The organism is Rufibacter soli, assembly GCF_054781795.1.
Window position 1 is genome coordinate 1,751,329 of record NZ_BAAGTS010000002.1, and the last position, 23,872, is coordinate 1,775,200.

At 51.1% G+C, this 23,872-nt stretch carries 20 protein-coding genes; 8 read left to right on the forward strand and 12 right to left on the reverse strand.

Features of this window, described 5'->3' with window-relative positions; genetic code table 11:
- Nucleotides 1-24: 24 nt before the first annotated feature.
- From ACYVJQ_RS09210 to ACYVJQ_RS09220, 3 genes are all read right to left on the reverse strand, one after another.
- Nucleotides 25-843, reverse strand: coding sequence for an aminotransferase class IV (locus tag ACYVJQ_RS09210; RefSeq protein ID WP_460892781.1), 819 nt, complete (start codon nt 841-843; stop codon nt 25-27).
- A 54-nt stretch (nt 844-897) separates the two neighbouring features.
- Complete coding sequence (gene dprA, locus ACYVJQ_RS09215; protein ID WP_460892782.1) at nt 898-2,043, reverse strand: DNA-processing protein DprA; 1,146 nt, start codon at nt 2,041-2,043, stop codon at nt 898-900.
- Nucleotides 2,044-2,292: 249 nt separating this feature from the next.
- Nucleotides 2,293-2,631 (reverse strand): MerR family transcriptional regulator, encoded by a 339-nt coding sequence (locus ACYVJQ_RS09220; protein WP_048920378.1) that lies wholly within the window; start codon nt 2,629-2,631, stop codon nt 2,293-2,295.
- Between the two features lie 274 nt (nt 2,632-2,905).
- Between ACYVJQ_RS09220 and alaS the strand changes: the two genes are divergently transcribed.
- From alaS to ACYVJQ_RS09235, 3 genes are all read left to right on the forward strand, one after another.
- A complete protein-coding gene (gene alaS, locus ACYVJQ_RS09225) occupies nt 2,906-5,584 on the forward strand; it encodes an alanine--tRNA ligase (protein ID WP_460892783.1) in 2,679 nt (892 codons plus the stop codon).
- A 263-nt stretch (nt 5,585-5,847) separates the two neighbouring features.
- Nucleotides 5,848-7,302: an Asp-tRNA(Asn)/Glu-tRNA(Gln) amidotransferase subunit GatB gene (gene gatB, locus ACYVJQ_RS09230; protein WP_460892784.1), complete on the forward strand. Its 1,455-nt coding sequence runs from the start codon at nt 5,848-5,850 to the stop codon at nt 7,300-7,302.
- Between the two features lie 18 nt (nt 7,303-7,320).
- Nucleotides 7,321-8,445, forward strand: a complete 1,125-nt coding sequence (locus tag ACYVJQ_RS09235) for a redoxin domain-containing protein (RefSeq protein WP_460892785.1) — start codon at nt 7,321-7,323, stop codon at nt 8,443-8,445.
- A 353-nt stretch (nt 8,446-8,798) separates the two neighbouring features.
- Here ACYVJQ_RS09235 and ACYVJQ_RS09240 read toward each other — a convergent pair whose 3' ends face one another.
- The 3 genes from ACYVJQ_RS09240 to ACYVJQ_RS09250 form a co-directional block, all read right to left on the reverse strand.
- Nucleotides 8,799-9,416 carry a hypothetical protein gene (locus ACYVJQ_RS09240; RefSeq protein ID WP_460892786.1) on the reverse strand — a complete coding sequence of 206 codons (618 nt, stop codon included), beginning with the start codon at nt 9,414-9,416 and terminating at the stop codon, nt 8,799-8,801.
- Nucleotides 9,417-9,453: 37 nt separating this feature from the next.
- Nucleotides 9,454-9,975 carry an acyl-CoA thioesterase gene (locus ACYVJQ_RS09245; protein WP_460892787.1) on the reverse strand — a complete coding sequence of 174 codons (522 nt, stop codon included), beginning with the start codon at nt 9,973-9,975 and terminating at the stop codon, nt 9,454-9,456.
- Between the two features lie 87 nt (nt 9,976-10,062).
- Nucleotides 10,063-10,713 carry a protein-L-isoaspartate(D-aspartate) O-methyltransferase gene (locus tag ACYVJQ_RS09250; protein WP_460892788.1) on the reverse strand — a complete coding sequence of 217 codons (651 nt, stop codon included), beginning with the start codon at nt 10,711-10,713 and terminating at the stop codon, nt 10,063-10,065.
- Between the two features lie 174 nt (nt 10,714-10,887).
- Here ACYVJQ_RS09250 and ACYVJQ_RS09255 point away from each other — a divergent pair, with 174 nt between their 5' ends.
- Nucleotides 10,888-12,294, forward strand: coding sequence for a sugar transferase (locus tag ACYVJQ_RS09255; RefSeq protein WP_460892789.1), 1,407 nt, complete (start codon nt 10,888-10,890; stop codon nt 12,292-12,294).
- Between the two features lie 93 nt (nt 12,295-12,387).
- Nucleotides 12,388-12,975, forward strand: a complete 588-nt coding sequence (locus ACYVJQ_RS09260; protein ID WP_460892790.1) for a riboflavin synthase — start codon at nt 12,388-12,390, stop codon at nt 12,973-12,975.
- Between the two features lie 69 nt (nt 12,976-13,044).
- Here the strand turns inward: ACYVJQ_RS09260 and ACYVJQ_RS09265 are convergent, their stop codons facing one another.
- Together ACYVJQ_RS09265 and hemF are read right to left on the reverse strand one after the other, a co-directional pair.
- Complete coding sequence (locus tag ACYVJQ_RS09265) at nt 13,045-13,617, reverse strand: phosphatase PAP2 family protein (protein ID WP_460892791.1); 573 nt, start codon at nt 13,615-13,617, stop codon at nt 13,045-13,047.
- Between the two features lie 6 nt (nt 13,618-13,623).
- Entirely contained in the window at nt 13,624-14,517 is an 894-nt protein-coding gene (gene hemF, locus ACYVJQ_RS09270) for an oxygen-dependent coproporphyrinogen oxidase (protein WP_460892792.1), read from the reverse strand.
- A gap of 128 nt (nt 14,518-14,645) precedes the next feature.
- On the opposite strand from hemF, the gene ACYVJQ_RS09275 reads away from it, so the two are divergent.
- On the forward strand, nt 14,646-16,727 hold the full coding sequence (locus ACYVJQ_RS09275) for an alpha-ketoacid dehydrogenase subunit alpha/beta (RefSeq protein WP_460892793.1): 2,082 nt from the start codon (nt 14,646-14,648) through the stop codon (nt 16,725-16,727).
- 423 nt (nt 16,728-17,150) lie between these two features.
- Here ACYVJQ_RS09275 and tamL read toward each other — a convergent pair whose 3' ends face one another.
- The gene (tamL, locus tag ACYVJQ_RS09280) at nt 17,151-19,565 is read right to left on the reverse strand and encodes a translocation and assembly module lipoprotein TamL (protein WP_460892794.1); all 2,415 of its coding nucleotides are present in this window, start codon (nt 19,563-19,565) and stop codon (nt 17,151-17,153) included.
- Nucleotides 19,566-19,617: 52 nt separating this feature from the next.
- Between tamL and ACYVJQ_RS09285 the strand changes: the two genes are divergently transcribed.
- Nucleotides 19,618-20,364 carry a TrmH family RNA methyltransferase gene (locus ACYVJQ_RS09285; protein WP_460892795.1) on the forward strand — a complete coding sequence of 249 codons (747 nt, stop codon included), beginning with the start codon at nt 19,618-19,620 and terminating at the stop codon, nt 20,362-20,364.
- Nucleotides 20,365-20,557: 193 nt separating this feature from the next.
- On the opposite strand, the gene ACYVJQ_RS09290 is transcribed toward ACYVJQ_RS09285, so the two are convergent.
- Genes ACYVJQ_RS09290 through ACYVJQ_RS09300 form a run of 3 tightly spaced genes read right to left on the reverse strand, consistent with a single transcriptional unit; the run spans nt 20,558 to nt 23,135 of the window.
- A complete protein-coding gene (locus ACYVJQ_RS09290; RefSeq protein WP_460892796.1) occupies nt 20,558-21,700 on the reverse strand; it encodes an outer membrane beta-barrel protein in 1,143 nt (380 codons plus the stop codon).
- Nucleotides 21,701-21,713: 13 nt separating this feature from the next.
- The gene (locus ACYVJQ_RS09295; RefSeq protein WP_460892797.1) at nt 21,714-22,583 is read right to left on the reverse strand and encodes a hypothetical protein; all 870 of its coding nucleotides are present in this window, start codon (nt 22,581-22,583) and stop codon (nt 21,714-21,716) included.
- A 12-nt stretch (nt 22,584-22,595) separates the two neighbouring features.
- The gene (locus ACYVJQ_RS09300; RefSeq protein ID WP_460892798.1) at nt 22,596-23,135 is read right to left on the reverse strand and encodes an RNA polymerase sigma factor; all 540 of its coding nucleotides are present in this window, start codon (nt 23,133-23,135) and stop codon (nt 22,596-22,598) included.
- A 324-nt stretch (nt 23,136-23,459) separates the two neighbouring features.
- Between ACYVJQ_RS09300 and ACYVJQ_RS09305 the strand changes: the two genes are divergently transcribed.
- Nucleotides 23,460-23,846 (forward strand): rhodanese-like domain-containing protein, encoded by a 387-nt coding sequence (locus ACYVJQ_RS09305; protein ID WP_460892799.1) that lies wholly within the window; start codon nt 23,460-23,462, stop codon nt 23,844-23,846.
- The last annotated feature ends 26 nt before the right edge of the window (nt 23,847-23,872 follow it).

Genomic DNA, 23,872 nt, shown 5'->3' on the forward strand with positions numbered 1-23,872 from the left:
TTTACAAATCATAGATTCACTTTCTCAGGACAGGAGCTCTGCCTGCAAACGCTCCAAAATGGATAGGTCCATGGCAAGTTCCTCGCCTTCCATTAAGCCAATGGGTCTAAGCCCGGTCACATTTCCAGTAAAGACCACTTCCGCGTTCTTCAGTTCAGCGGCAAGATAAAAGCCTTCCCGTACTTGCCAGTTGTTTTTAATAGCCCACCTGATGACATTGCGGCGCATAACGCCATTTAAACAGCCCGTCAATAACGACGGCGTGTAAATGATCTGATTTTTTACCCAGAACAGGTTGGCATAGGTTCCCTCGGCTAAATGGCCTTGAGTATCTAATAACAATAGGTCATCCAGGGATCGGTCTTGTTTTTCCAGGCTGGCCAAGACGTAAACCGGAGCGTTTATGCCTTTGAACCCAGAAAAGGGAGAGGCCACGGTAGCAATGTTTTGACAAATGCCCACTTTCAAGGGAGTTAAGGCAGGCTGAACAAAAGACTGCGTAGTGACCAGCCAATCTACATGGTTAGTTTGGGGCGTATAAAGCCCCTGGCCCGAACGCCAAACCTTTAGCTTCACCCGAACCATTGACCCGCACTCGTTTCTATTACCCAATTCAAAAACCTGCTCCAGGAAATCTTCTGTAAGGAATTCTTCTGGAAACTCTAACCGCAATACATTGCAGGCTTCCTGCATACGGGCTAGGTGATCTGCCCAAAACCTTGGCTTCCCGTTTGCAAAAATGATAGTCTCAAAGAAACCATCACTGTATTGAAAGGCCCTATTAGAAACGGGCAAGGAAAGCTCTTCTTCTGGAATTATTTTACCGTTGTAAAGCAGGAACACCTTTGGCTAATTTGGGATTAAAAATTAGGAATGAAAAGCAGGGATAAGATATCGCTAGACGAGGCTATACAGTTTGCCGGGTAGGCCTTTCACCAGCCCACTCATTTCCAGCGTGAACAAAACCGAAGAAAGCTGCCCCATAGAAAACTGGGTATGACGGCCCAGCACGTCAATATGCGTAGGCCCAGCCTGCTGCAGCACCCGTAACACCTGTTGTTCTTCCACCGGAAAGCGGGACAGATCCAATGTGGGAACAGGTTTTGGAAGCGCGGCAGGAGCCAAGGCCTTGTCCCAGTTGAGTAGCTCTTCCAGGTCCTTGGCTTTGGTATAGGGCACGGCCTTCAGGCTTTTAATTAACTGGTTGCAGCCTTTCGAGGTTTCTGAAGTAATGGGACCGGGCACAGCCATTACTTCCCGGTCATAGCTATGGGCGATGTCCGCGGAGATAAGCGAGCCACCTTTGCTGGTGGACTCTATGACAATGGTGCAATCGGCCATGCCGGCAATGATGCGGTTGCGGGAGGGGAACCGGGGCGCGTCTGGCTTTGTGCCGAAGGGGAATTCGGAGAGCAGGCCACCCTGCTGCACCATTCTTTCCGCGTCCCGGGTATGCACGAACGGGTAAATAGTCTCCAGGCTGTTGGCCATGACGCCAATGGTTGGGAGGCCTTCTTTCAAAGCGGCCTTATGCGCAATAATATCAATGCCATACGCCAGTCCGCTTACCACCAAGGCGTTATGCTTAACTAAATCTTGTACCAGTTGCTCGGTAACTACCCGGCCATACTCGGTGCTTTTGCGGGTGCCTACAATGCTGATCACCTTTTGGGCATTGAGGTCGGCGGTGCCTTTGTAGTAGAGCAGGAGCGGGGCATCAGGTAAATCCCGTAACCGGTCTGGGTAGGCGGGGTTGGTGAAATACAACAACTGCACTTCCTCTTTTTCCGCTCTTAAAATGACTTCCTCGGCTTGCCGCAGGGCCGCGGCTTTGTGAGCCATGATACTGCGCACCAGTACGTCACCAATGCGCGGAATCTTAGCTAACCGATCTTTAGGCGCAGAGAAAACAGCCTCCGGAGAACCCAGGTAATTTACCAGCGTGCGGGCCGTTCCTCCACCCACCTGCGGAATAAGCGGCAAAGCCACCTGGAAGAGCAAATCTTTAGAGTCTTGAGTCTTGAGTCGCGAGTCCTGAGTCATGGGAAAAGAGAGTTCTGAGTTCTGAGTCAGAGTTCTAAATTGTACTAAATCCCTGAGTTGGGCGGTTTTAAGGTACGCCAAGTAACCAGCTAGAGTTAACGAAAACCGTTTTAAGGCAGTTTTTATAAAAACTGCCTTAAAACGGTTTTAAAGAAGATCTATAGCAAGTTAAATTTCATTTTGAAAATGCCTTTCCTACCCCAAGACTCAGAACTCAAGACTCAGAACTCTGGACTGGCCCGCCAGGGCCTAGGGCAGTTGTGACTTGATGCTGATGAGAAACTCCTTTACTTTCTCCAGGCTCTGAACCATCTCAAACTTTTCGCGGGCCTGTACGCCGCGGGTTTTTAGCATTTCGCGGGCGCCTTGAATGGTGTAGCCACGTTCCTTTACCAGGTGGTACACAAAGCGCAGGTTCTCAATGTCTTTGGGGGAGAAGAGGCGGTTGCCTTTCTTGTTCTTCTTGGGCTTGAGAATGTCAAATTCGGTCTCCCAAAACCTGATTAGGCTGGGGGCTACCTCAAACATGGCGGCCACTTCGCCAATGCTGTAATACTGTTTCTCTATGTCGCGTTCTTTGTAAGGCACTGGTGGTTTGTTTCTGAGTCTTGAGTTTGGAGTCCTGCGTCTGGTTTGCCTCTTTGAATCGACTCTAGACCCAAGAGGCAGCACGCAGAACTCTTTTCCGTTTTTGGCTTCCTTTCTGTAAAACAGGCGCAAAACGCCGGTTCCACTGCGGCATATTGCTAAAAAAGCTTACTTTTGCAAATGGCGCATTGTGTTCTGAAAAGGCAAAAATTCGTTTTTTCTTTCGCATTTACAACACTTTGCGGCTCCTATTACAAAGCTATTATTTAAATACATGACCTCGGCTCAGATACGTCAGCAGTTCCTAGATTTCTTCGCCTCCAAAGGCCACCAGATTGTTCCGTCGGCGCCCATAGTGGTGAAAGACGACCCTACGCTCATGTTTATCAACTCGGGCATGGCCCCGTTCAAGGACTATTTCCTGGGGAACAAGCCGGCGCCGTACGCGCGCGTGGCAGATACCCAGAAATGCCTGCGCGTGTCTGGCAAGCACAATGACCTGGAGGAAGTAGGCTATGACACCTACCACCACACCATGTTTGAGATGCTGGGGAACTGGTCTTTTGGCGATTATTTCAAGCAGGACGCGCTTAGGTGGTCCTGGGAATTACTTACCGAGGTATATAAGCTTCCCAAAGACAGGCTTTACGTGTCGGTTTTCCAGGGCGATGCCTCTGAGAACCTGCCCATGGACCAGGAGGCGTTTGATATCTGGAAGACCATGATTGCCGAAGACCGCATCTTGATGGGTAATAAGAAAGACAACTTCTGGGAAATGGGCGATACCGGCCCTTGCGGTCCCTGCTCCGAGATTCACGTGGACTTGCGTTCAGACGAAGAGCGTGCCCAGGTAGACGGAAAGACCCTGGTGAACAATGACCACCCGCAGGTGGTGGAGATCTGGAACAACGTGTTCATGGAGTTCAACCGCCTGGCCGATGGCTCTTTGGTGAAACTGCCTGCGCAGCACGTAGATACGGGCATGGGCTTCGAGCGTTTATGCATGGCCATCCAAGGCAAGCAGTCTAACTATGACACGGACGTTTTCCAGCCCATGATCCAGTTCATTGCCCGGGAAGCCGGCGTGACTTATGGCGACAACGAGAAAGTAGACATTGCCATTCGGGTGATCGCCGACCACATTCGGGCGATTTCCTTTACCATTGCCGATGGGCAATTACCGAGCAATAACAAGGCCGGTTACGTGATCAGAAGAATCCTGCGCCGCGCGGTGCGGTACTCATTCACGTACCTCAATTTCAAAAAACCGTTCCTGAATACCATCGTGCCGGTGCTGGCAGACCAGTTGGCCAACGTGTTCCCAGAACTGAAAGCGCAGCAGGCCTTTGTGCAGCGCGTAATTGAGGAAGAGGAGAACGCTTTCCTGCGTACGCTGGAGAATGGCCTGAAACGGTTAGATACCATTTTCGAAGGGAAAAACTTACTTCGAAATTACTCTATAGAAAGTGGAGATCCAGATCTTAAGGAAGAAAGAAAACCAGAATATCTGACGATTCCAGGAAAAACCGCTTTTGAGCTATATGACACCTTCGGGTTCCCGCTAGACTTAACGGCCCTGATTGCCAAAGAGCACGGATTTACCATAGATGAGGCTGGCTTCACCGCTGAGATGGAGCAGCAGAAAAACCGCTCCCGCAACGCCGCCCAAACCGAGCAGGGCGACTGGGTGGTGCTACAACCAGACACGGAAACCGAGTGGGTGGCCTATGACGCTGAAGAGGTGGAAGCCCGCGTGGTGCGTTACCGCGAAGTGACCGCTAAAAACAAAAAGGAATACCACGTGGTGCTGGACCGCTCGCCCTTCTACGCCGAAAGCGGCGGACAGGTGGGCGACACCGGCGTGCTGGAATCAGCCTCCGGGAAAGTGAAGGTGATTAACACAGTCAAAGAAAATGATCTGATCGTGCACATTACCACCGAGCTGCCCAAAGACTTGGAGGCCCCGGTAATTGCCAAAGTAGAAAGCAAGCGCCGCGCGCTCATCAAGAAAAACCACTCGGCCACGCACTTACTGCATGCCGCCTTAAAGCAGGTGCTGGGTGACCACGTGAATCAGAAAGGCTCGTTGGTCAGTGACAAGCTGCTCCGGTTTGACTTCTCGCACTTCACCAAGGTCACCGAGGAGCAATTGCGCGAGGTGGAGCAGATCGTAAACGAGCGCATTCGGGAGTCTATTGAGAAAGACGAGCGCCGCAACGTGCCCATTGAAGAAGCCAAGCAACTGGGCGCCACTGCCCTATTTGGCGAGAAATACGGCGATTTTGTGCGGGTGATTACCTTTAACCGTGATTACTCCATTGAACTCTGCGGTGGTATTCACGTGCAGAACACGGGGAACATCGGGTTCTTCAAAATCGTGAGCGAAAGCTCGGTGGCTGCCGGGGTACGCCGTATTGAGGCCGTGACCGCCGATGTGGCCGAGCAGTTCGTGGATGAGCAGATCACGCAGTTTGAGGAAGTGAAGCAGGTATTGGGCGTGCAGAAGGAATTCGGCAAGGCCATTGAGAAACTGCAGGATGAGAACGCCGCTTTGCGCAAGCAACTGGAAGCCTTTGAACTGAAGCAGGTAACGGCCCAAAAGGAAAAACTGGCGGCTGAAGTACGCTCCGTGAACGGCGTCAATTTCCTGGCCGCCCGCGTGGACGTGAGCAACGCAGATTACCTCAAGAAACTGGCCTTCGACCTACGCAGCGTGGTCAATAACCTAGTGCTGGTATTAGGCGCTAATGTAGACGGAAAACCTCAACTGGCCGTTATGCTCTCAGATGAGGTGGTGTCCGGCAAAGGCCTGAACGCCGTGCAGATGATCAAGGAACTGGCCAAAGAGATCAAAGGCGGGGGCGGCGGGCAACCGTTCTACGCCACGGCAGGCGGGAAGGAAGTTTCTGGCTTAGACGCTGCCCTGGCCAAGGCCGAGAGCCTGCTCCCATAAGGTAGTTTCCGTTTCGGGCCTGTTTTTCTAAAAACAGGCCCGAAACGGAAACGCAACCGGCGCGAGTCTTTAGACCGTACTTCGGTCTGTCCCCTGACAGGCCGAACCAACGACTTCAAATTGACCAAAGCTTTGTCCTGTCAGGGGACAGGCCAAGAAAGTATAAGATTGGAAACAATGCCGTTTTAAGGCTGTTTTCCTGAAAATAGACCCAAAACAGAAATCGTGTTACGTGTTTGCGTGATACGTGCTACTAGAAAAACATGAACGAAGACATCCGTTCCCAGTACCAGGCCATTATAGGCCTGGAGGTACACGCGCAGTTATTGACCGAGAGCAAGGCGTATTCTTCTGACTCCACGGAGTACGGTATGCTGCCTAATACCAACCTGAGCGTGATCACGCTAGGCCACCCTGGCACCTTGCCGCGCGTGAACAAGAAAGTGGTGGAGATGGCCATGAAAATGGGCGTAGCCACTAACTCTGAGATCAGACGTGAGAACCTGTACGCCCGCAAGAACTACTTCTACCCAGACCTTCCCAAGGGCTACCAGATCACGCAGGACAAGACGCCTATCTGCACCCAAGGCTACATGGACATCAAGACCAGCCAGGGGGAGAAGCGCATTGGTATCACCCGCATCCACATGGAAGAGGACGCCGGAAAATCCATGCACTTGGCCGGCGAGACGGAGACCCTGGTGGACTTGAACCGCGCCGGTACACCCCTGATTGAGATCGTGTCGGAGCCCGATATCCGGGACTCTGAGGAAGCCTATGCTTACCTGACCCAGATCAAGAAACTGGTGCAGTACCTGGAGATCTGTGACGGTAACATGGAGGAAGGCTCCCTGCGCTGTGACGCCAACGTATCGGTGATGAAGAAAGGCGCCAGCAAGTGGGGCACCAAGGTGGAGGTGAAGAACATGAACTCCTTTAGGAACGTGCAGCGCGCCATTGAGCACGAGATTGACCGCCAGATTGCCATTCTGGAGAATGGGGGAGTTGTTGATTCTGAGACCCGGAACTTTGACGCCAACACCGGCACCACTACCGGGATGCGCTCCAAAGAAACCATGAATGACTACCGGTACTTCCCGGAGCCGGATCTTCCGCCGGTAATTATCTCAGAAGAGTGGCTGGCCTCCGTGAAGGAAAGCATGCCCGCGCTTCCGCAGGAATTGCATACCCGCTTCACGCAGGAATACGGACTGTCTGACTATGACGCCAACGTGTTGGTAGACAGCAAAGACATAGCCCTTTACTTTGATGCCCTATGCCAGCACACCCAGAACTACAAGGCCGCGGCCAACTGGATGAGCGGTCCGGTGAAAAGCTACCTGAATGAGCTGACCCTGCACATGGGTGCGTTCCCGCTTTCCCCGGAGCAAATAGCCGGCCTTATTGCCTTGGTAGACAGCAACAAAGTGAGCCACACGGTAGCGGCCAAGCAGATTTTCCCGTATCTGTTGGAAAACCCCGGCAAAACCGCCCAGCAGGTAGCCTCTGAGCAGAACCTGGTGCAGGAGTCGGACGAAGGCGCGTTGCAGGCTATCATTGACAGCGTTTTGGCGGCCAACCCTGGTAAGGTAGCCGAGTACAAGGCTGGGAAAGCGTCCTTGCTGGGCATGTTCATGGGCGACCTCATGAAGCAGACCAAAGGCAAAGCCGATCCTAAAATCGCGAATAAGTTATTGAAAGAGAGCCTTGATAGATAGGTTCACCTCTAGAAGAATATGAAGAAACAAATCATCTTTGCGGCGGCCGCCCTGACGGTGTTAGGTGCCTGCCAGAAGAAAGGCGTCACCACCACAGATACGGATAAAACCTACCGCATTTCGGGTAAGATCAATAACATGACCACCGGCAAAGTCTACCTGGACGAGCTGGGCGAGCAGGCGTTCGTGCCCAAAGACACGGCCAGCATCAACAAAGACGGCACCTTTGTCATGGAGGGAACCGTAACGGAACCTGCCATCTACAAGCTGGCCTTTGATAACCAGGAAGGCATTATGCTGGTAGTGGACAACCAGGCCATTGAGATCACGGCAGACTCGGGCAAGGTGGCGCAAAGCTACACCGTGAAAGGGTCTAAGGATTCTGAGCTGGTAAAGGAGTTGAATAACATCATGCAAGGCATGCAGTCTAGCTCTATGGCCCTGAATGACCGGTTCCAGCAAGCCTCGGCCTCGGGTAACCAGGAAGAGATGAAAAAGCTGCAGGATGAATTCCTGGCTAATCAGCGTTTATACCAAGATAAGCTGAAGGCTTTTGTAAAGGCCAATCCCAAATCTGTGGTATCTGTGTATACCGCGGGCAACATCCTGAACCTGGACGAGCAATTCCCGTTCGTGGACAGCATGGCTACCGCCTTCAAGACCACGCTTCCGGCCTCTAAATACACCAAATCGCTGGAGGCTCGCCTTTCGCAGATGCGGGCTACCGCCCTGGGCAGCGTGGCCCCGGATATTAAGCTTCCCTCGCCCGATGGGACAGAGGTGGCTTTGTCCAGCCTGAAAGGGAAATACGTCTTGATTGATTTCTGGGCGAGCTGGTGCGGGCCTTGCCGCCAGGAAAACCCCAACGTGGTGCGCATGTACAACAAGTACAAAGACAAAGGCTTTGAGATCTTCGGGGTGAGCCTGGACCAGGACAAAGGCAAATGGGTGAAGGCCATTGCCAATGACAAACTCACCTGGCCCCACGTATCTGACCTGAAAGGGTGGGAGAGCAGCGCAGCCACGCTTTACGGCATCACCGCCATCCCGCAGACCGTGTTACTGGACAAAGAAGGCAAGATCATCGCCAAGAACCTGCGCGGCGCAGCCCTGGAAGAGAAACTGGCCTCTTTGCTGAAATAAGGAGAAAGACTAGAAAAGACGTTTTAAGCCTGTTTTCCTGAAAACAGGCTTAAAACAGAAAAGGAAAGGCCCCGGATGAAGTTTCATCCGGGGCCTTTCCTTTTTAGCTACTGTTCCAAATTTGTTTATCCTCCTGGAAGGATCTTGTGGGCAAATAGAAGTAGCGGGTAATATATGACATTACCATTCGCTACCGAGATCCTTTCAGGATGACATAGAGAGTAGATCGATTAATATTGAATATGCATGCCTTGGCAACTAGAACCATACCCCATGGAAACCAAAAAAATGGCAGCAAAGAACAACTCAACTAAGAACTCTAATCTTATTTTGCTTCCGATCAATTGAAAACCCTACTGCAGAAATATTTTCTGCAGCACGTCCCAGAGCTTTTTCTTCAGTTCTACGCTCTCCTCAATATCCGCTAGGGAGTCTACCAGTACGAAACGGGACTCGCCGGAGCGGTACATGCGGTAGAATTCCATTTTGTCCAGGTTGGCGACCGGAAGGCCCTGGCCGAACAGAATGATGTGCTGGGCCTGCTGGCGGGCGGCAATCTGCTTCACGTCATGCACCAGAGCAGTAGAAAGTTTCCCGAATTGCACCTGTTTGGTGCTTAAGCCCACCGCTGCCATTACCTTCTGCAGGAACAAATGTTGTGGTAGCTGTCCAAACACTTCTGCTGGCACGTCAAATAATAAGTAGGTTCCTTTCACCGCTTCCCCTAACCATTGGATAGGCTCCTCTTGCTGGGGCTGGGGCATAACCGAAGCTTTTTCCTCCACAGGTTCCACCTTTGCTTCTTCCTCCACTACAACAGCGGGCGCTACTGGTTTAGGCAAAGTGGGCGTCACCATAGCCGCCGCCGACAAGGAAATGGCTTCCTGGCTGGCGGGTTCTGGAATAAAATAAAGCGTATCCTGCCCGTAAAGTTCCTGCAGGAAAGGGAGGTCTGGATGTGAGGCGTCCATGCTGTTTATAGCCTGTTTTTAGAAAAAAGAAGGGAAATCAGTCTTTGATGTCAAACAGAGATTTCAATTCGGTGGCGTCATTGGGTTTCATGCGGCCCGCCAGGATAAGACGTAGTTGGCGACGGCGTAGGGCTCCCGCGTATTTCTCTATTTCCTCCTCAGTTTCCGGCACGGCTTCGGGAACTGTCACGGCTTTTCCTTCGGCATCCAAGGCTACAAAGGTGAAATAGGCTTCATTTGATTTTACCTTGGTACCGGAAGGGATGTCTTCGGCCCATACCGTGATGTGCACTTCCATGGAGGTACTGAAAGCCCGGGTCACCTGCGCTTCCAGGGTAATCACGTTCCCTAGTTTAATGCTTTCCCTAAAAGAGACGTTGTCAACGGAGGCGGTCACCACAATGCGGTTGGAGTGCTTTTGGGCGGCAATGGCCGAGACAATGTCCATCCAGTGCATCATGCGGCCCCCCATCAGGTTGTGCAGGGTGTTGGTATCATTGGGCAGGACCAGCTCGGTCATGCGTACGTAAGAGTCTTTGACGTTTTTCTGCTTGCGCATAAAGAAAAGGGTAATTTCTGAATGCAAAGATACAGGCAAATACCAAAGGCTCCCGGTTTTTTACAGTGGTAGAACGCCTCTAGGGTCCTATTTCCAGCCCTGGTTTCCTAAAAGGGGCACAAACTTAAAATTATCAAACTCTTCTTTGGTGAACTCCTCCTGGCCTACCCGGGTAACCCGAAGCATTTTCTGGACCGCCGTATCACCCACCGGAATCACCAGCATGCCGCCAATGGTTAGTTGTTTTAAAAGGGTTTTGGGGATAATAGGGGCGCCAGCCGTCACCAGAATCTTATCGAAGGGGGCGTGGTCCGGTAACCCTTCAGACCCATCGCCCAGGAATATCTGTGGGTGCAGGTCCATTAACTGGAACTGCCGTTGGGCTTTCTGGTATAAGGGTTGGTTGTATTCAATGGTATAGACAGTGGGCGTGAGTTGAAGTAAGATACTGCATTGGTAGCCAGAGCCGGTGCCTATCTCCAGCACCTTATCGGTGGGCTTCACATCCAGAAGTTCGGTCTGGTAGGCCACGGTATAGGGTTGGGAAATGGTTTGCCCCTCACCAATAGGGAAGGCTTTGTCTTGGTAGGCCTGTTCCACAAACGCTTTTTCAAAGAAAAAATGGCGGGGCACCTGCTCCAGTGCCTTCAGCACCTTAGGCGACCTGATTCCTTTTTCCTGTACCATGCGCACCAGGCTTTTACGCATGCCTTTGTGTTTGTAACTGTCTATGAACATAAGAGTAGGTTCTTGCTATCTGGTACGTTTTTGCCAGCCAAGAGGCGAATTAACGCAGGATTTCCTGAATAAGCCAACCTTCCTTTCTGCTAATAAATTTTAAGAAAGGTTTGAATTTAGAATGTAGCTTTGTGGCAGAATGGCTACACTTGAAGGCCGTTTATGAGAAACTCCATGCGTTTAAACCGTACTCTACATACTTATAAGCTTGTTTTAGGAGATTTTGTAGCTGCCTTCCTGGCATGGTCTGTTTTTTACCTTTCCAACAACGCCTCTCTGGTGGTTCCCGGCAATGGGGAAGGCCTTCAGTTTTTGGGCACCTCCTTTCTGGTGGCCTCTTTTTGGGTGATCTTGTATGCCTTGCTGGGCCGGTACCGGAATATTTACCGGTTATCCAGGTTCAAGGAAATCTTACTGCTAGGCGGAATTTCTTTAAGCGGTGGGATAGTCATCTTCCTGGCTTTCCTGCTGGAAGACCCGGTTATCCCAGATTACTCGGTGTACTATGAGCCGGTGGGGTTTTATTTCCTGCTGCATTTTCTCTTTTCGGTTGTTTTTAAGATGGTTACGCTGCACCACCTCAAGAAACTGGTGCTAGACGGAAAAATCTTTTTCAATACCATTGTGGTGGGTTCCAGTGGCAATGCCCGGGAAGTGTATGATGAACTCACCACCCATAACCGGCACCTGGGGTTGAAGATTGTAGGCTTCATGCAAAGCCAACCTTCCCAGCCCCATTCTTTCCAGGAGCAGATTCCCTCTCTGGGGTCCTTCCATAAATTGCCTACCGTAATCAAAAGCCACCAGGTAGAAGAGGTGGTGATAGCCATTGAGCCCTCTGAACACAAGCTTATTGAATTGATCCTGAGCTATTTGGAAGGTGAATCGGTAAGGATAAGTATTCTGCCGGATGTGTACCAGATCCTGCTGGGTTCTGTAAAGGTGGCTCACCTCTTTGGAACGCCCCTTATAGAGGTAAAGCGGGACCTTCTGCCGGTCTGGCAACAGATCCTGAAGCGGGTCATAGATTTAACCGCCGCGGTGGTGGTGCTAATCTTCCTTTCGCCATTGTACCTCACCCTGGCCATTCTGGTTAAGCTCTCTTCGCCGGGTCCAGTTTTCTTCTCACAGGAAAGAGTAGGCTGGCAAGGCAAACCCTTCCGTATCTATAAGTTCAGGAGCATGTGCGTGGACGCCGAAAAAGCGGGACCGTCCCTATCCTCAGATGAAGACCCCCGGGTCACGAAGTTGGGCCGGTTTATGCGCAAAGTGCGCCTGGATGAACTTCCGCAATTCTACAATGTGCTCATTGGAGACATGAGCCTGGTAGGCCCACGGCCAGAACGCCAGCACTTTATTGACCTGATCACGCAGCGCGCCCCCCATTACAAACACCTGCACCGCGTTCGGCCCGGAATCACCTCACTGGGCCAGGTAAAGTTTGGTTACGCTCAGAACGTAGAGGAAATGGTGAAACGCCTCAAGTATGACATCCTCTACATTGAAAACATGTCCCTGGCCATGGATTTCAGGGTGATGCTCTATACCATCAAAATCATTGTTCAGGGTAGAGGGAAGTAATGTGCTAATGCGGTAATGTGCTAATTATTTAACCTGCACAGATCTTTGAAAAATAACACATCAAAACATTAAACCATTAGCAAATTAAACACCATGTTCACCGGAATCATAGAAGCACAGGCCGAGGTTTTGGACGTAAGGGAGGACCAGGCGAATTGTCATTTCACATTGCGTTGCCCTTTTACCCATGAGTTGAAAATTGACCAGAGCGTGGCTCATAACGGGGTTTGCCTCACGGTGGTGGCCCTGGAAGGGGAGACCTATACGGTAACCGCCATTGCCGAAACGCTGTCCCGCACCAACCTAGGACAGCTTGTCCCTGGAGATACCGTGAACCTGGAACGGTGCCTATTGGCCAATAGCCGCTATGACGGGCACATTGTGCAGGGCCACGTGGACCAGGTGGGCATCTGTGAATCTGTCACGGACCAGGACGGCAGCTGGCTCTTTAAGTTCAGGTACCAGCCGCAAGCAGCAGGGCACATGACGGTAGAGAAGGGCTCCATCTGCGTGAACGGCATTAGTCTGACGGTAGTGGAATCTGGCCCTGATTTTTTCAGTGTCGCCATTATCCCGTACACCTATGAGTTCACAAACCTGCACGCGGTAAAACCCGGCAGCAGCGTGAACCTGGAGTTTGACATTATTGGAAAATACGTGGCCCGGTTGCTGCAAAAATAAACCCCTGTTTTAAGCCCGTTTTTAAAAAAACAGGCTTAAAACAGGGGTAACTCCTAGCATACTATTTCGCTATTTCTGCCAGAAGGAAAAACGCCTGTGAATCTGGCGGTCGGCAAACAAGGCTAAATGGGCGGCGCCAATCCCAATTAAGGCTCCCGCCAGGATATCACCCGGGTAATGCACGCCCAGGTACACCCGGCTGTAGGAAATGGCCACGGCCCAGACCAGTAGAACCCCTTTCAGGTGCCACTGCCGGTGGGGCAGCAACATATACACAAAAATAGCCACGGCAAACGCATTGGCGGCGTGGGAAGAGACAAACCCGAACTTTCCGCCGCAGCCGTCTATAGCATTCACGGTAGTACTTAGTAAATTATCGTGGCAGGGCCGGAGGCGGGCCACATACGGCTTTAGAATGCCGGAAGAAATATAATCAGCCAGGCCCACCGCCGCTCCCAGGCAAAGGATCATGAGCCAGCCCCTGCGCTTGTAAAAGTACACCAGCAAAACAATCAGGACCACATAAAAAGGGACCCAGACAAATTTATTGGAGATGGTCACCATCACCACATCCCAAAAGGAGGAATGGTAACTGTTGAGCTCCAGAAACAAGGCATGGTCAAAGGCTTTTAACTTTTCCATGGCCGGTTACAGGTTCACCCAATCAATTCCTTTTTTAAACGCCTCACAGGCCTGGGCCTCATCAGAACCGGGTGCGGGATTGTGGCTATATTCCCAGCTGGCCAGCGGCGGTAAACTCATTAGGATAGACTCGGTGCGGCCCTTGGTCTCCAGCCCGAACTTGGTGCCCCGGTCATTCACCAGGTTAAATTCCACGTAACGGCCTCTTCTGATCAATTGCCAATCTTTCTGGGCGGGGGTATATTCCAGGTGCTTGTTCTGGTTGACGATGGCCGTGTAGGTAGGGGCAAAAGTATCGGCTACGGCCTTTACAAATTCGAACCGGTCTTCCAGGGAAATCTCTGGGGTAGCCGTAAGGCGGTCAAAAAAGATGCCGCCCACGCCGCGGGTTTCCTCGCGGTGCGGAATATAGAAATAGTCATCGGCCCAGTTTTTGAATTCTGGGTAATAAGACGGCTGGAAGCGGTCACAGGTGGCTTCTAATTGCCGATGAAAGAACTTTACCTGTTCCTGGTTCACGTAAATGGGCGTGAGGTCAATGCCGCCGCCAAACCAGGCCTCTCCGTTACCCGCCTCAAAGTAGCGCACATTCATGTGGGTGATGGGCACCAGGGGGCTTTCTGGATGCATGACCACAGACACGCCGGTGGCAAAGAAATGGGGATCTGGTAAATGCAGGGCCTGCGCGGCGGGCTTGGGTAAAATCCCTTCCACCGCCGAGAAGTTGACGCCGCCTTTCTCAAACACCGCTCCGTTTTGAATTACACGGGCCGCGCCGCCGCCGCCGCCGGGCCGTTCCCAGTGGTCTTCCTGGAACTGGGCCACACCGTCGCAGGACTCTAGATCCTGACAAAGTCGCTCCTGAAATGACTTAAACCAGCGTTGTATCGTATCTTTCATAATGCAAAGGGAGGATGTTTTAAGGCCGTTTTTGCAAAAATAGGCTATAAATGGGAGAGAGCCGCAAATTCCTTATTTTGCTTTCTGGCAGATTCGCCGTAATTTAGAAAACAAACAAATGTTAGCTTATGAACCAGACAATGGTTGCCTCCGCTCCCAAAGTTGCTCTTGATATACAGCTGAAAGCTTACCGCCTGATGCTCACGGCCAAAACTCTGGCTGACACTTACGAAGAAAACAAAGCCATTTGCAGTAAATACGTTCACAGCACATCGCGCGGGCATGAAGCCATCCAATTGGCCACGGCTTTTCACCTTACCGCCCAAGATTTTCTTTCTGTCTATTACCGTGATGAATCAATTCTGCTGGGTCTGGGCTTAACGCCTTATGAGTTGTTGCTGCAGCTCATGGCCAAGCGGGATGATCCTTTCAGTGGGGGCCGTACCTATTACGGGCACCCATCCTTAAGGCGCGAAGGCTTTCCTGTCATTCCGCACCAAAGTTCAGCTACGGGCATGCAGGCCATTCCGGCCACCGGCATGGCTCACGCGCTTGCTTACCTTGAATCTCAGGAGTTGATGGCCGCGAGCGAGGGCCGGGTGGTGATCTGCTCTTTAGGCGATGGCTCTGTGACTGAGGGTGAGGTAGCCGAAGCATTCCAAATGGCCGTCCTGAAGAAGTTACCCATCATTTACTTGGTCCAGGACAATGACTGGGGCATCTCCGCCAAAGGCTCTGAAATGCGGGCCATGGACGCCTATGAATACGCGGCCGGGTTTAAGGGCCTGGAACGTATTCGGGTAAACGGGGCTGATTTTAACGACTCTTACCAAGGCATGCAGGAAGCCTTCAGGGTAGCAAGGGAAGAAAGGCGCCCGGTCTTGGTCCATGCCAAATGCCCGCTTTTAGGGCACCACACCTCCGGCGTACGCCGTGAATGGTACCGCGGCGATAACCTAAACGAGCACTCTATTCTGGACCCAATCCCCAACCTGGAAGCCCAACTGCAGGAACAAGGGATTTCAACAGAAGAGTTATCGGCGATAGCTGATGAGGTAAAAACGGAGGTGCAGGAGCAGTATGAAAGAGTTCTGGCCGCTGAAAACCCTGACCCTGCCACCTTTCACCTGCACGAGTTCGCACCTACTACTATCACTGAGGAAAAAGGCAATCGCGCACCCCAAGGGGCAGAAAAAACCACCATGGTAGACGCTGCCCTCCACGCCGTGGATGATATTTTAAAGCAATACCCTGAGGCCTTGTTTTATGGTCAGGATGTAGGAGGAGAGTTAGGCGGTGTATTTAGGGAAGCAGCCTTGCTGGCCAAAAAATACGGCGATAACAGGGTCTTTAACACCCCTATTCAGGAGGCCTACATTGTGGGGTCTACCGCGGGCATGTCGGCGGTAGGGGCTAAGCCTATTGTAGAGATCCAGTTCGCGGATTATATCTGGCCGGGCATTAACCAATTGGTGGAAGAGCTGTCTAAAAGCTGTTACTTGAGCATGGGCAAGTTCCCGGTGCAGGCGTTAATCAGGGTTCCAATTGGGGCCTACGGCGGCGGCGGACCCTACCACTCCGGCAGCATAGAATCTACCTTGCTTAACATACGAGGCATTAAAGTGGTGTATCCCAGCAACGCCGCCGATATGAAAGGGTTAATGAAAGCCGCCTTCCTGGACCCTAACCCGGTGGTCATGCTGGAGCACAAAGGCCTGTACTGGTCAAAATTACCCGGCACCGAAGACGCCAAAACCACGGAACCTGATACTGATTACATTTTGCCGCTGGGCAAAGCCAACGTGGTGCAGGAAGCCAGTACAGAACAAATGAGGTTGGGCAACAGCTTAACAGTTATTACCTATGGCATGGGCGTGTACTGGGCCAAGGCGGCCAGCAAATTTATGCCAGGCTCCGTAGAAATTGTAGACCTTAGAACGCTTAACCCGCTAGATTACGAGACGGTGGAGGCTTCAGTGAAACGTCATGGTAAAGTACTGGTGCTCACGGAGGAACCACTCATGAACTCCTTCGCGGAATCTCTGGCGGGCCGCATTGGCAAGACCTGCTTTACCCACCTGGATGCCCCGGTCTTCACCCTGGGCGCCGAGAACCTGCCGGCCGTGCCGCTTAATGTGGAACTGGAGAAAATGATGTTGCCTAACGCCGATAAAGTATTGGCCACCTTGAAGGAATTGCTGCAATACTAGTAGTTATCTCTTAATAGTTAGGATCCCGTTCTAGGGGTGTTTTGCTAAAAACGCCTTTAAAACGGGATCCTGATTTTATATAGTGACCTAATGAATTTGCCAACCTGGCTGTTAGTAGTAAAAAGCTGCTCAAGTTGCAGACGGGGAGATAATGAAGAGTGTTAACATCTTTTGATGCGCGCAATCTGGGCTACCTAAAATTGGCTTTTAGGTGCGAAGACCTTGATTAAGATTTTATGCAATGCATGGTCTCCTGTGTAAACACCCCTCTTCGCTCCCCTCAAGGGGAGAGCCTGCTGTGAATGAGCGGCATTGAGTTGGAGAACAAGTCTGCTTTTTAAGCCTCCTTTTGGGAAAACGTGCCCAAAACAAATGAGCTTTTTGTTAGCTGACAGCTACCAACTCAAAACCATCAACCAAAAACTAGAACGGATACCCAATACCCAGGTTAAAAGTCGTAAGCGTGTTGGTGCCAAAGATGCGGTCTGACCGGAATTTGTTTAAGACAAACCGATTTCCTTCCGGCAGGGCGGGGTCATAGACCTTGGTGGCAATATCAAACCTGAGAATGGCAAAGGTGAAGTCAAACCGGACTCCAAAGCCGGTGCCTACCGCCAACTCTTTGTAAAAACGGTTGAAGGCAAACTGTGCGCCTGGCTGCGTGATGAAGGTGCTTCCTTCGGTGAAGGAAGTACGCTCTTTGAAAAGCCAGATATTGCCTGCATCCAGGAAAAGAGCCCCGTTTACGTTGGTATTGCCAAACCGGAACATTCTGAAGCGCATCTCAGAATTTAACTCAATCAGGATTTCACCAGGTTGCTCAAATTGGCTGGAGACTTCTTTGGTTTCGGGGTCAATAAAGGCGCTGGAGCCAGGGCCCAGACGTCTGGGCAACCAGGCCCGCACGCTAGAGGAACCTCCCGCAAAAAAGTACTTGTCATAGGGGAGAGCTCGAGAGCTTCCCAGTGGTTTGGCAATTCCGCCGTTGGCGCGATATACAAAAATCAGGTTGTTTGCCAGAGGCTTGTACCGACGGTAATCCAGATTGACCTTCCCGAATTTGTAGTTGCTCAAGCTTGGGAAAAGCTCGGCCACGTACTGCCCCAGAAACCCGCCCGTCTCCACAAAAATGCGCATGAGTTTGGCGTCATTGGTCTGGTTGTAATTGGCGGTATTGAAGAGGCTGGTGAAGTTGATGCTGGAGACGAAGGCATTGTTAAAGCTTTGCCGCAAGGGGTTGCCCTGCTGTTCATACAGCGTGAGCAGGTCATTGAACTCCATAGAGATGCGGGGGGTGCTGATGATATTGATATCCATGGGCGACAAGCTGAACTGGTGGATGTTCAGGCGTTGCCAGATGTAGTCAAAAGAGAAATCAAGGTTAGTGCGGGTGTATTCATTACGGTCTACGTAAGCATAACCCGTGCTGAACCTGGTGCGCGGGTTAAATCGCACCAACAGATCGTTGGTCCTGAAGGGTACCAGAATTTGCGGGAAGGTCACGCCCATGTCAGCGCCAATCTCGGTCCGCCGACCCACGGTAGCCACGTTACGCTGCAGCTGGCCTTCGATCCCGGCCCGCACACCCACGTCAAAAATCTCGGCCCCGCCAAAGATATTCCTAATCCTGAACCTGATACTGGCATATGGGCCCGGCACCTTCTCTGTGAACGTACCCCCAATCTCAGTAGTCTCCTGGAAACGGGGCAACAGGGCGGTGTTGATCTGGGCATTCAATAAGCCTTTGTGGGGATCAAGGGTGAGGCTGTCCTCAACTTTGGTAAAGCCAATGGTGGTGTATTTGAATACGTCCAGGTTGCTGATAATGCGCTGGTTGTTCAGGGCCCTGGAAGCTGAATAGGTCTGCCCCGGCCGGATGATCACTTTACGGAGCAGGATACGAGGCTTCACCTGGTGCTCATAGGCCAGGAAATTAACTTTATTCAGAGTTACCGTATCTCTTTGCCGACCAAAGCGGTTAATGCCCGCGTCTGAGGTAAAGAACACCTTGTTAATGGTATAAATTTTATGAAACGAGGTATCCGTGGGGTTAGATACAAGAGTGCTTAAGCGTACCGTATAGGCTTCATAGCTGGTGTCGGCCTCAAACGTGACGTACTGCTGCCGGAAATCAAAGAAGCCGTTGTTCTTCAAAAGCAGCTCAATGCGGTCGCGTTCCTGGGCCAGCAGCGCCTCATCATAGTTCTTGCCCTGGTGAATATGGCTTTCGCCCTGTGACTCGGTTAAAAGCCCTAAAATAGTGGTGTCTGGTACCTGGTAGGTGTGGTTGGTTAAGATGTAAGGTTTGTCTTCCTGCACCAGGAGGGTAGCAAAAACTTTTTTGTCTTTCACCTCGGTTTGGGAAGACACCTGGCTTTTGAAGAAACCTTTGGAGGTGAGGTAGATCTTAATCTGGTCTTCGGTCTCTACCAGTTTAAGGGAATCAAAGATGGCGGGCGGCTCACCCACGGTGCGCATTAACCAGTTTCCGTTTTCTTTTTTGTTTTGCAGCTTGCTCAGCTTTTTCTCTTTTTTCTCTATTAGGTCATCCACCTTCAGAGAGTCGCCGCCGGCCTTCTGTATCTTGCGGTTAAAGTCCTGGGTTTCCTGGTCAATGTTACGCTGTATGCGCTCTGGGTTATACAGGTTTTTGCCTAAGTAGTAGAGGTTCAGGTACAACGGAAACCCCAAGACCCGCCGGTTGGGCTTTTGCTGGTAAAGCTGGGTGATGGCTGAGGCATTGTTCTGTTTGACGCCTTCTAGTTTTATGCGCCAGAGAAGGCGTTCATTGGGCGCTAGATGCCGGGTAGGGGAACAGCCCCCCAACAGGCACAGCATTGTGAATACCGCGCCGAATACGTAACATCGTAGCTTCAAACGTAGGAAAGGTATGATCTCAAAAGGGCTCTTGAAGTACATTAGGTCACTGCAAATAAAGAAATATCGGGTGCTTCACCAAGCTTTCACGGTGGAAGGTGAAAAGAGTGTGGCAGAATTACTGCAATCTGACGTTGAACTGGAGACGCTGCTGGCTACCGATAAATTTCTACAGAAGCATACCCATCTTCTCAGGAAAGGTTTTCCGGTGCAGACCGTCACCGAAGATGACCTGGCCAAGGCAGGTTTCATGGAAAGCAACAACGCCGCCCTGGCCATAGCCAAAATGCGCCCTAGCCCTGAATTTAACTGGTCAGAAAACCCCTTTGTGCTGGCCCTGGATGAGGTCCGCGACCCCGGCAACCTAGGCACTATCATTAGAATAGCCGATTGGTACGGCCTATCCACGCTGGTGCTCTCCAAGACCAGCGCTGATTTCTACAACCAGAAAGTGATCGCCGCCACCATGGGTTCCTTTCTCAGGATTACGCCCCATTACGTTGATTTGAGCCTGTTTTTAGAAAAACGGCCTCAAAACGTACCTGTTTACGGCGCCGCCCTGGAAGGAGACAACGTCCATCAACTTTCCTTAAAGCCACAAGGCGTTCTGGTCATGGGTAGCGAATCTCACGGTATTGGCCCTGAAGTCATGCAACTGGTTACCCAACCTCTACACATTCCGGGCAGGGGGAAAGCCGAGTCTTTGAATGTAGGAACGGCCACCGCTATTCTGTTAGATAATTTTTTCAGAAACGCTTAAGGGACACTGGACACTAAACTTAAGAGGCCGTGAGTAAAATAAAGGAGGAGATTCCGTTTTAAGCCTGTTTTTTAGAAAACAGCCCTGAAACGAAAAGTAAATTACTAGAAGACAATAACAGAAGAGGGAGCTAAAGGCTCCCTCTTCTGTTATTGAAAATCTTATGTTTTGTGTCTTAAATCTTGCGTCCTTCTTAGAATTTCATAACCCTGAAACCTACCGCTACGGCGTTGGCTTTGGGACCTTCGTTCTTTTCAAACAGCTCGTTCAGGTTATATTTCACAAACATCTCCAGGCTCCGGATGCCTATGAAACCGGTGAGGCCGTACTGTACGTCTTGGAGGTTGAAATCATCTTTCTCCTTGTCTTTTTTAGTGTCCCCGTCCAAAGAGTATTTGATTTTGGTGTGGCTGCCCAGGGTGTAACCCGCAAATCCGCCAGCGCCAATCTTGAAGTTGGTTTTACCCTTGTCGTTTTTAAAGTGCAGGCCCAGCTCCAGGGGAATGTTAAAGGTGGTAGTGGCCAGTTTGCTTTTATCTAAGGAAAGCGGGTCTGCTTTCACGAAATCGGCACGGCCATCTTTGTTCACCAGCATAAGGTTGTCCTGGAACATGTAGTTGTGGAAGTCAAGGGTGAAGCCGGTGATCAGGCGTAAAGGGCTTTCTTGACCACCCAGGCGGTAGTGCCACTTGCTGTTCAGGCTTACATACCGTGAGCCCAGGGGTTTCAGGTCTACCTCTTTTATCTCTGACGAAGGGTGCATGCTTTGGTTAGCCCACTGAGAAATACCCAGGTCTAACTGCATGTCATGCTCCACGCGAGGGTTGCGGTTTTTCTTCTTATGGTCATCGTCATCATCAGTCTTGGTAGTATCAGATTGGCCCACGTTCACCTTCACCGAGGTTTTATCGGCTGCATCGTCGTTGTCAATGTCAATCTTGATGTCGCTCAGGATCCTGATCTTCTTGTTTCCTTCTTTGATCACTTCTTCTTTCCCGTTTTGGGTCACGGTGATTTTCACGTCATTGGCGGTATTGGCCTGGCTACGGTCAATGGTCACTACCATGGGCTTGTCTCCGGCTTGTTTGCCGGCTTGTTCAATTTTAGCGGCATGTTTCTCCAGCACGGTAATCAAAGAGTCTATGCTTTGTGATTTCAGCTCTTTCAGTTGGGAAAGGTCTTTTACTACCACCAATACCCGGGCGTTGTTTTTGAGTTTTACCAGCAGGGTGTCCTGGGCGGAAGGGGCGGTGAAACCGGTGGTTTCGGCGCGAGAAGGCAAGGCGATTGCAGCAGCCATCATGATGGCCGAAAGCAGGGTGTACAAACGTTTCATGGGAATTGGATTTTTACAGTTCTATAGTCTTTGAGATTCTTTTGTTCCCTATGCGGGTTTCTAAGGCAAAAGTGTGTTTTGGAATCCCTAATTCTTCGCGGCTTATCTTTTCACCGTCTTTTAGGTTCTTCACTTGTTTAAAGATGTTTTTCATTACGCGGCCAGCCGATGGCTTCTCCTCCTCGTCAGGAGTGTCAGTTATTGTAGTAGATGCAAGGGCTGTAGAAGTGGTTGCCTGGGAGTTGTCTAATTTTACAATTATTTCCAGGGGCTCTGGTTCTACCGCCTCGGCGGCGGCGGGCGCATTTTTAGCCGGCGTGGTGCTGGCCATCATAGAAGGACCTTCTACCAGGGCATTCTGCCGGGGCTTGGCTACCGGACCTTTCTTCAGTAACTCAGCCTGTTCTTTCTTTCCCGTTTTGGCTTCTGCTGCCTGGTTTTTGCTTGCGCTAGCCACCATTTGCTGGGGTTGGGCGGAGGTCTGGGTCTCTGTTTCCTGACGGAGGTTTTCCACCCCATTTACCGGCTTCTGAGTGAGAGGCTCTAAAGTAGAGGTCTCATCCTTAGGCTTAGCGGCAGGTGTTTGAACGGTAGCCACCGTTTCGGTTGCCTGTTGCAGGTTCAGGTTGTCACGATTTAGCCAGAGGCCCACGGTCAAAAGCAAGGTAACGGCCGCAGCCACCGCTGAATAATACCACATCATGATGGGCTTGCGTTCCTCTTTCTCTTCAGCGGAAGGCGGCACCAGAAACGGATTTGGCGTGGCTTCTTCGCCGGTCTGTTGCATGCGGGCCTGTAGCCTTGCCCAGGTATCATTGCTGGGGGCAACCGGGTTGTTTTTGAGTTTATCCCGGAATAATTTATCTAAGTCTTCTGCGCTCATGTCTTTGTCTGGTTAGATGGCAATCATTACTCCCTGTTTGGCCAGCAGTCGTTGTAGCATGGCCCGGGCTTTACTTAACTGCGATTTGGAGGTGCCTTCGCTTATGTCCAGCATGTCGGCTATTTCTTTGTGCGAGTAGCCCTCTATGGCATATAGGTTGAACACTGCTCTGTACCCGGCCGGCAACTCCTGCAAAAGGGCCATCATCTCTTCGGCGGTCATCTCGCTGTCTGCCGAGGCGTCTTCTGAGGCCAGGTAATTGTGTTCCTTTTCAATGGCTAGGTGCAGGGGTTCTTTCTTCCGGAGGTATTGCAGCGCCTCGTTTACCATTATGCGACGCACCCAGCCCTCAAAACTTCCTTTCTGCTCAAACCGGGCCACGTGCTGGAACACCTTCATAAACCCGTTGATCAGGACTTCCTCGGCATCCATCTCGCTCTTAAGGTAGCGCAGGCAGACCCCCATCATGGGGCCGGCGTAGCGCTCATATAAGAGTCGCTGGGCTTTGGCATCGCCTTGCTGCAGTGCGGTTACCAGTTCAATCTCATCCACGGGTTGTAAAAGTTTAAGCTATACTATTTGCCTGTTTGTAAGGATAGATGCACCTACCCGAATTTGGGTTGCCCGAGGTACCAAAAAAATTTAAGAAAAGATAGAAAGCGCTAGAAGTAATTACGAAAATTCTTCTCAAGCGCACTTATTTGGCCGTTTTTTAAGATAGTGCGGCAATTAATAAAAAGAGGGGAGACTTTGGCCCAGCCCAAAGGGAATGTTCTACGGAGATTTTTTTTGCAGTTGCCGTGCCAAAAGGTGAACTAGCAACACAGAACCAGAAAGCTGGAATGCCTGTTACACGAACATCATAACCCTACACCCATGAGATATCTTATTCTACTGCTGGCTTTAGTGCTTACTAGCCCTTTAATGGCCCAGGAAAAACCAGCCAACCAGGTACCGGCCGCTACCTATAAAGCCCTGCCCAAAAAAGAGAAAGGCGAACTGATAGACGTGCGTACCCCTGAGGAATTTCAGGCCGGACACCTTAAGAAAGCCAAGAACTCAGATTTGCGGGGTGGCCAGTTCCAGAAGGATTTCAGTGCCTGGGACAAAGACAAAACCTACTACCTGTACTGCGCCTCCGGAAACCGAAGCGGCCAGGCCTTAAAGTTAATGCAAGAGGCAGGTTTCACCCAAGTCTATAACCTAGGAGCCTACAAAGACTTAAAATCAGCGGGCCTCAAAACAAAAGAACCGAAGAAGTAAAAGAAAGTAATTAAAAGCAGAGGGCG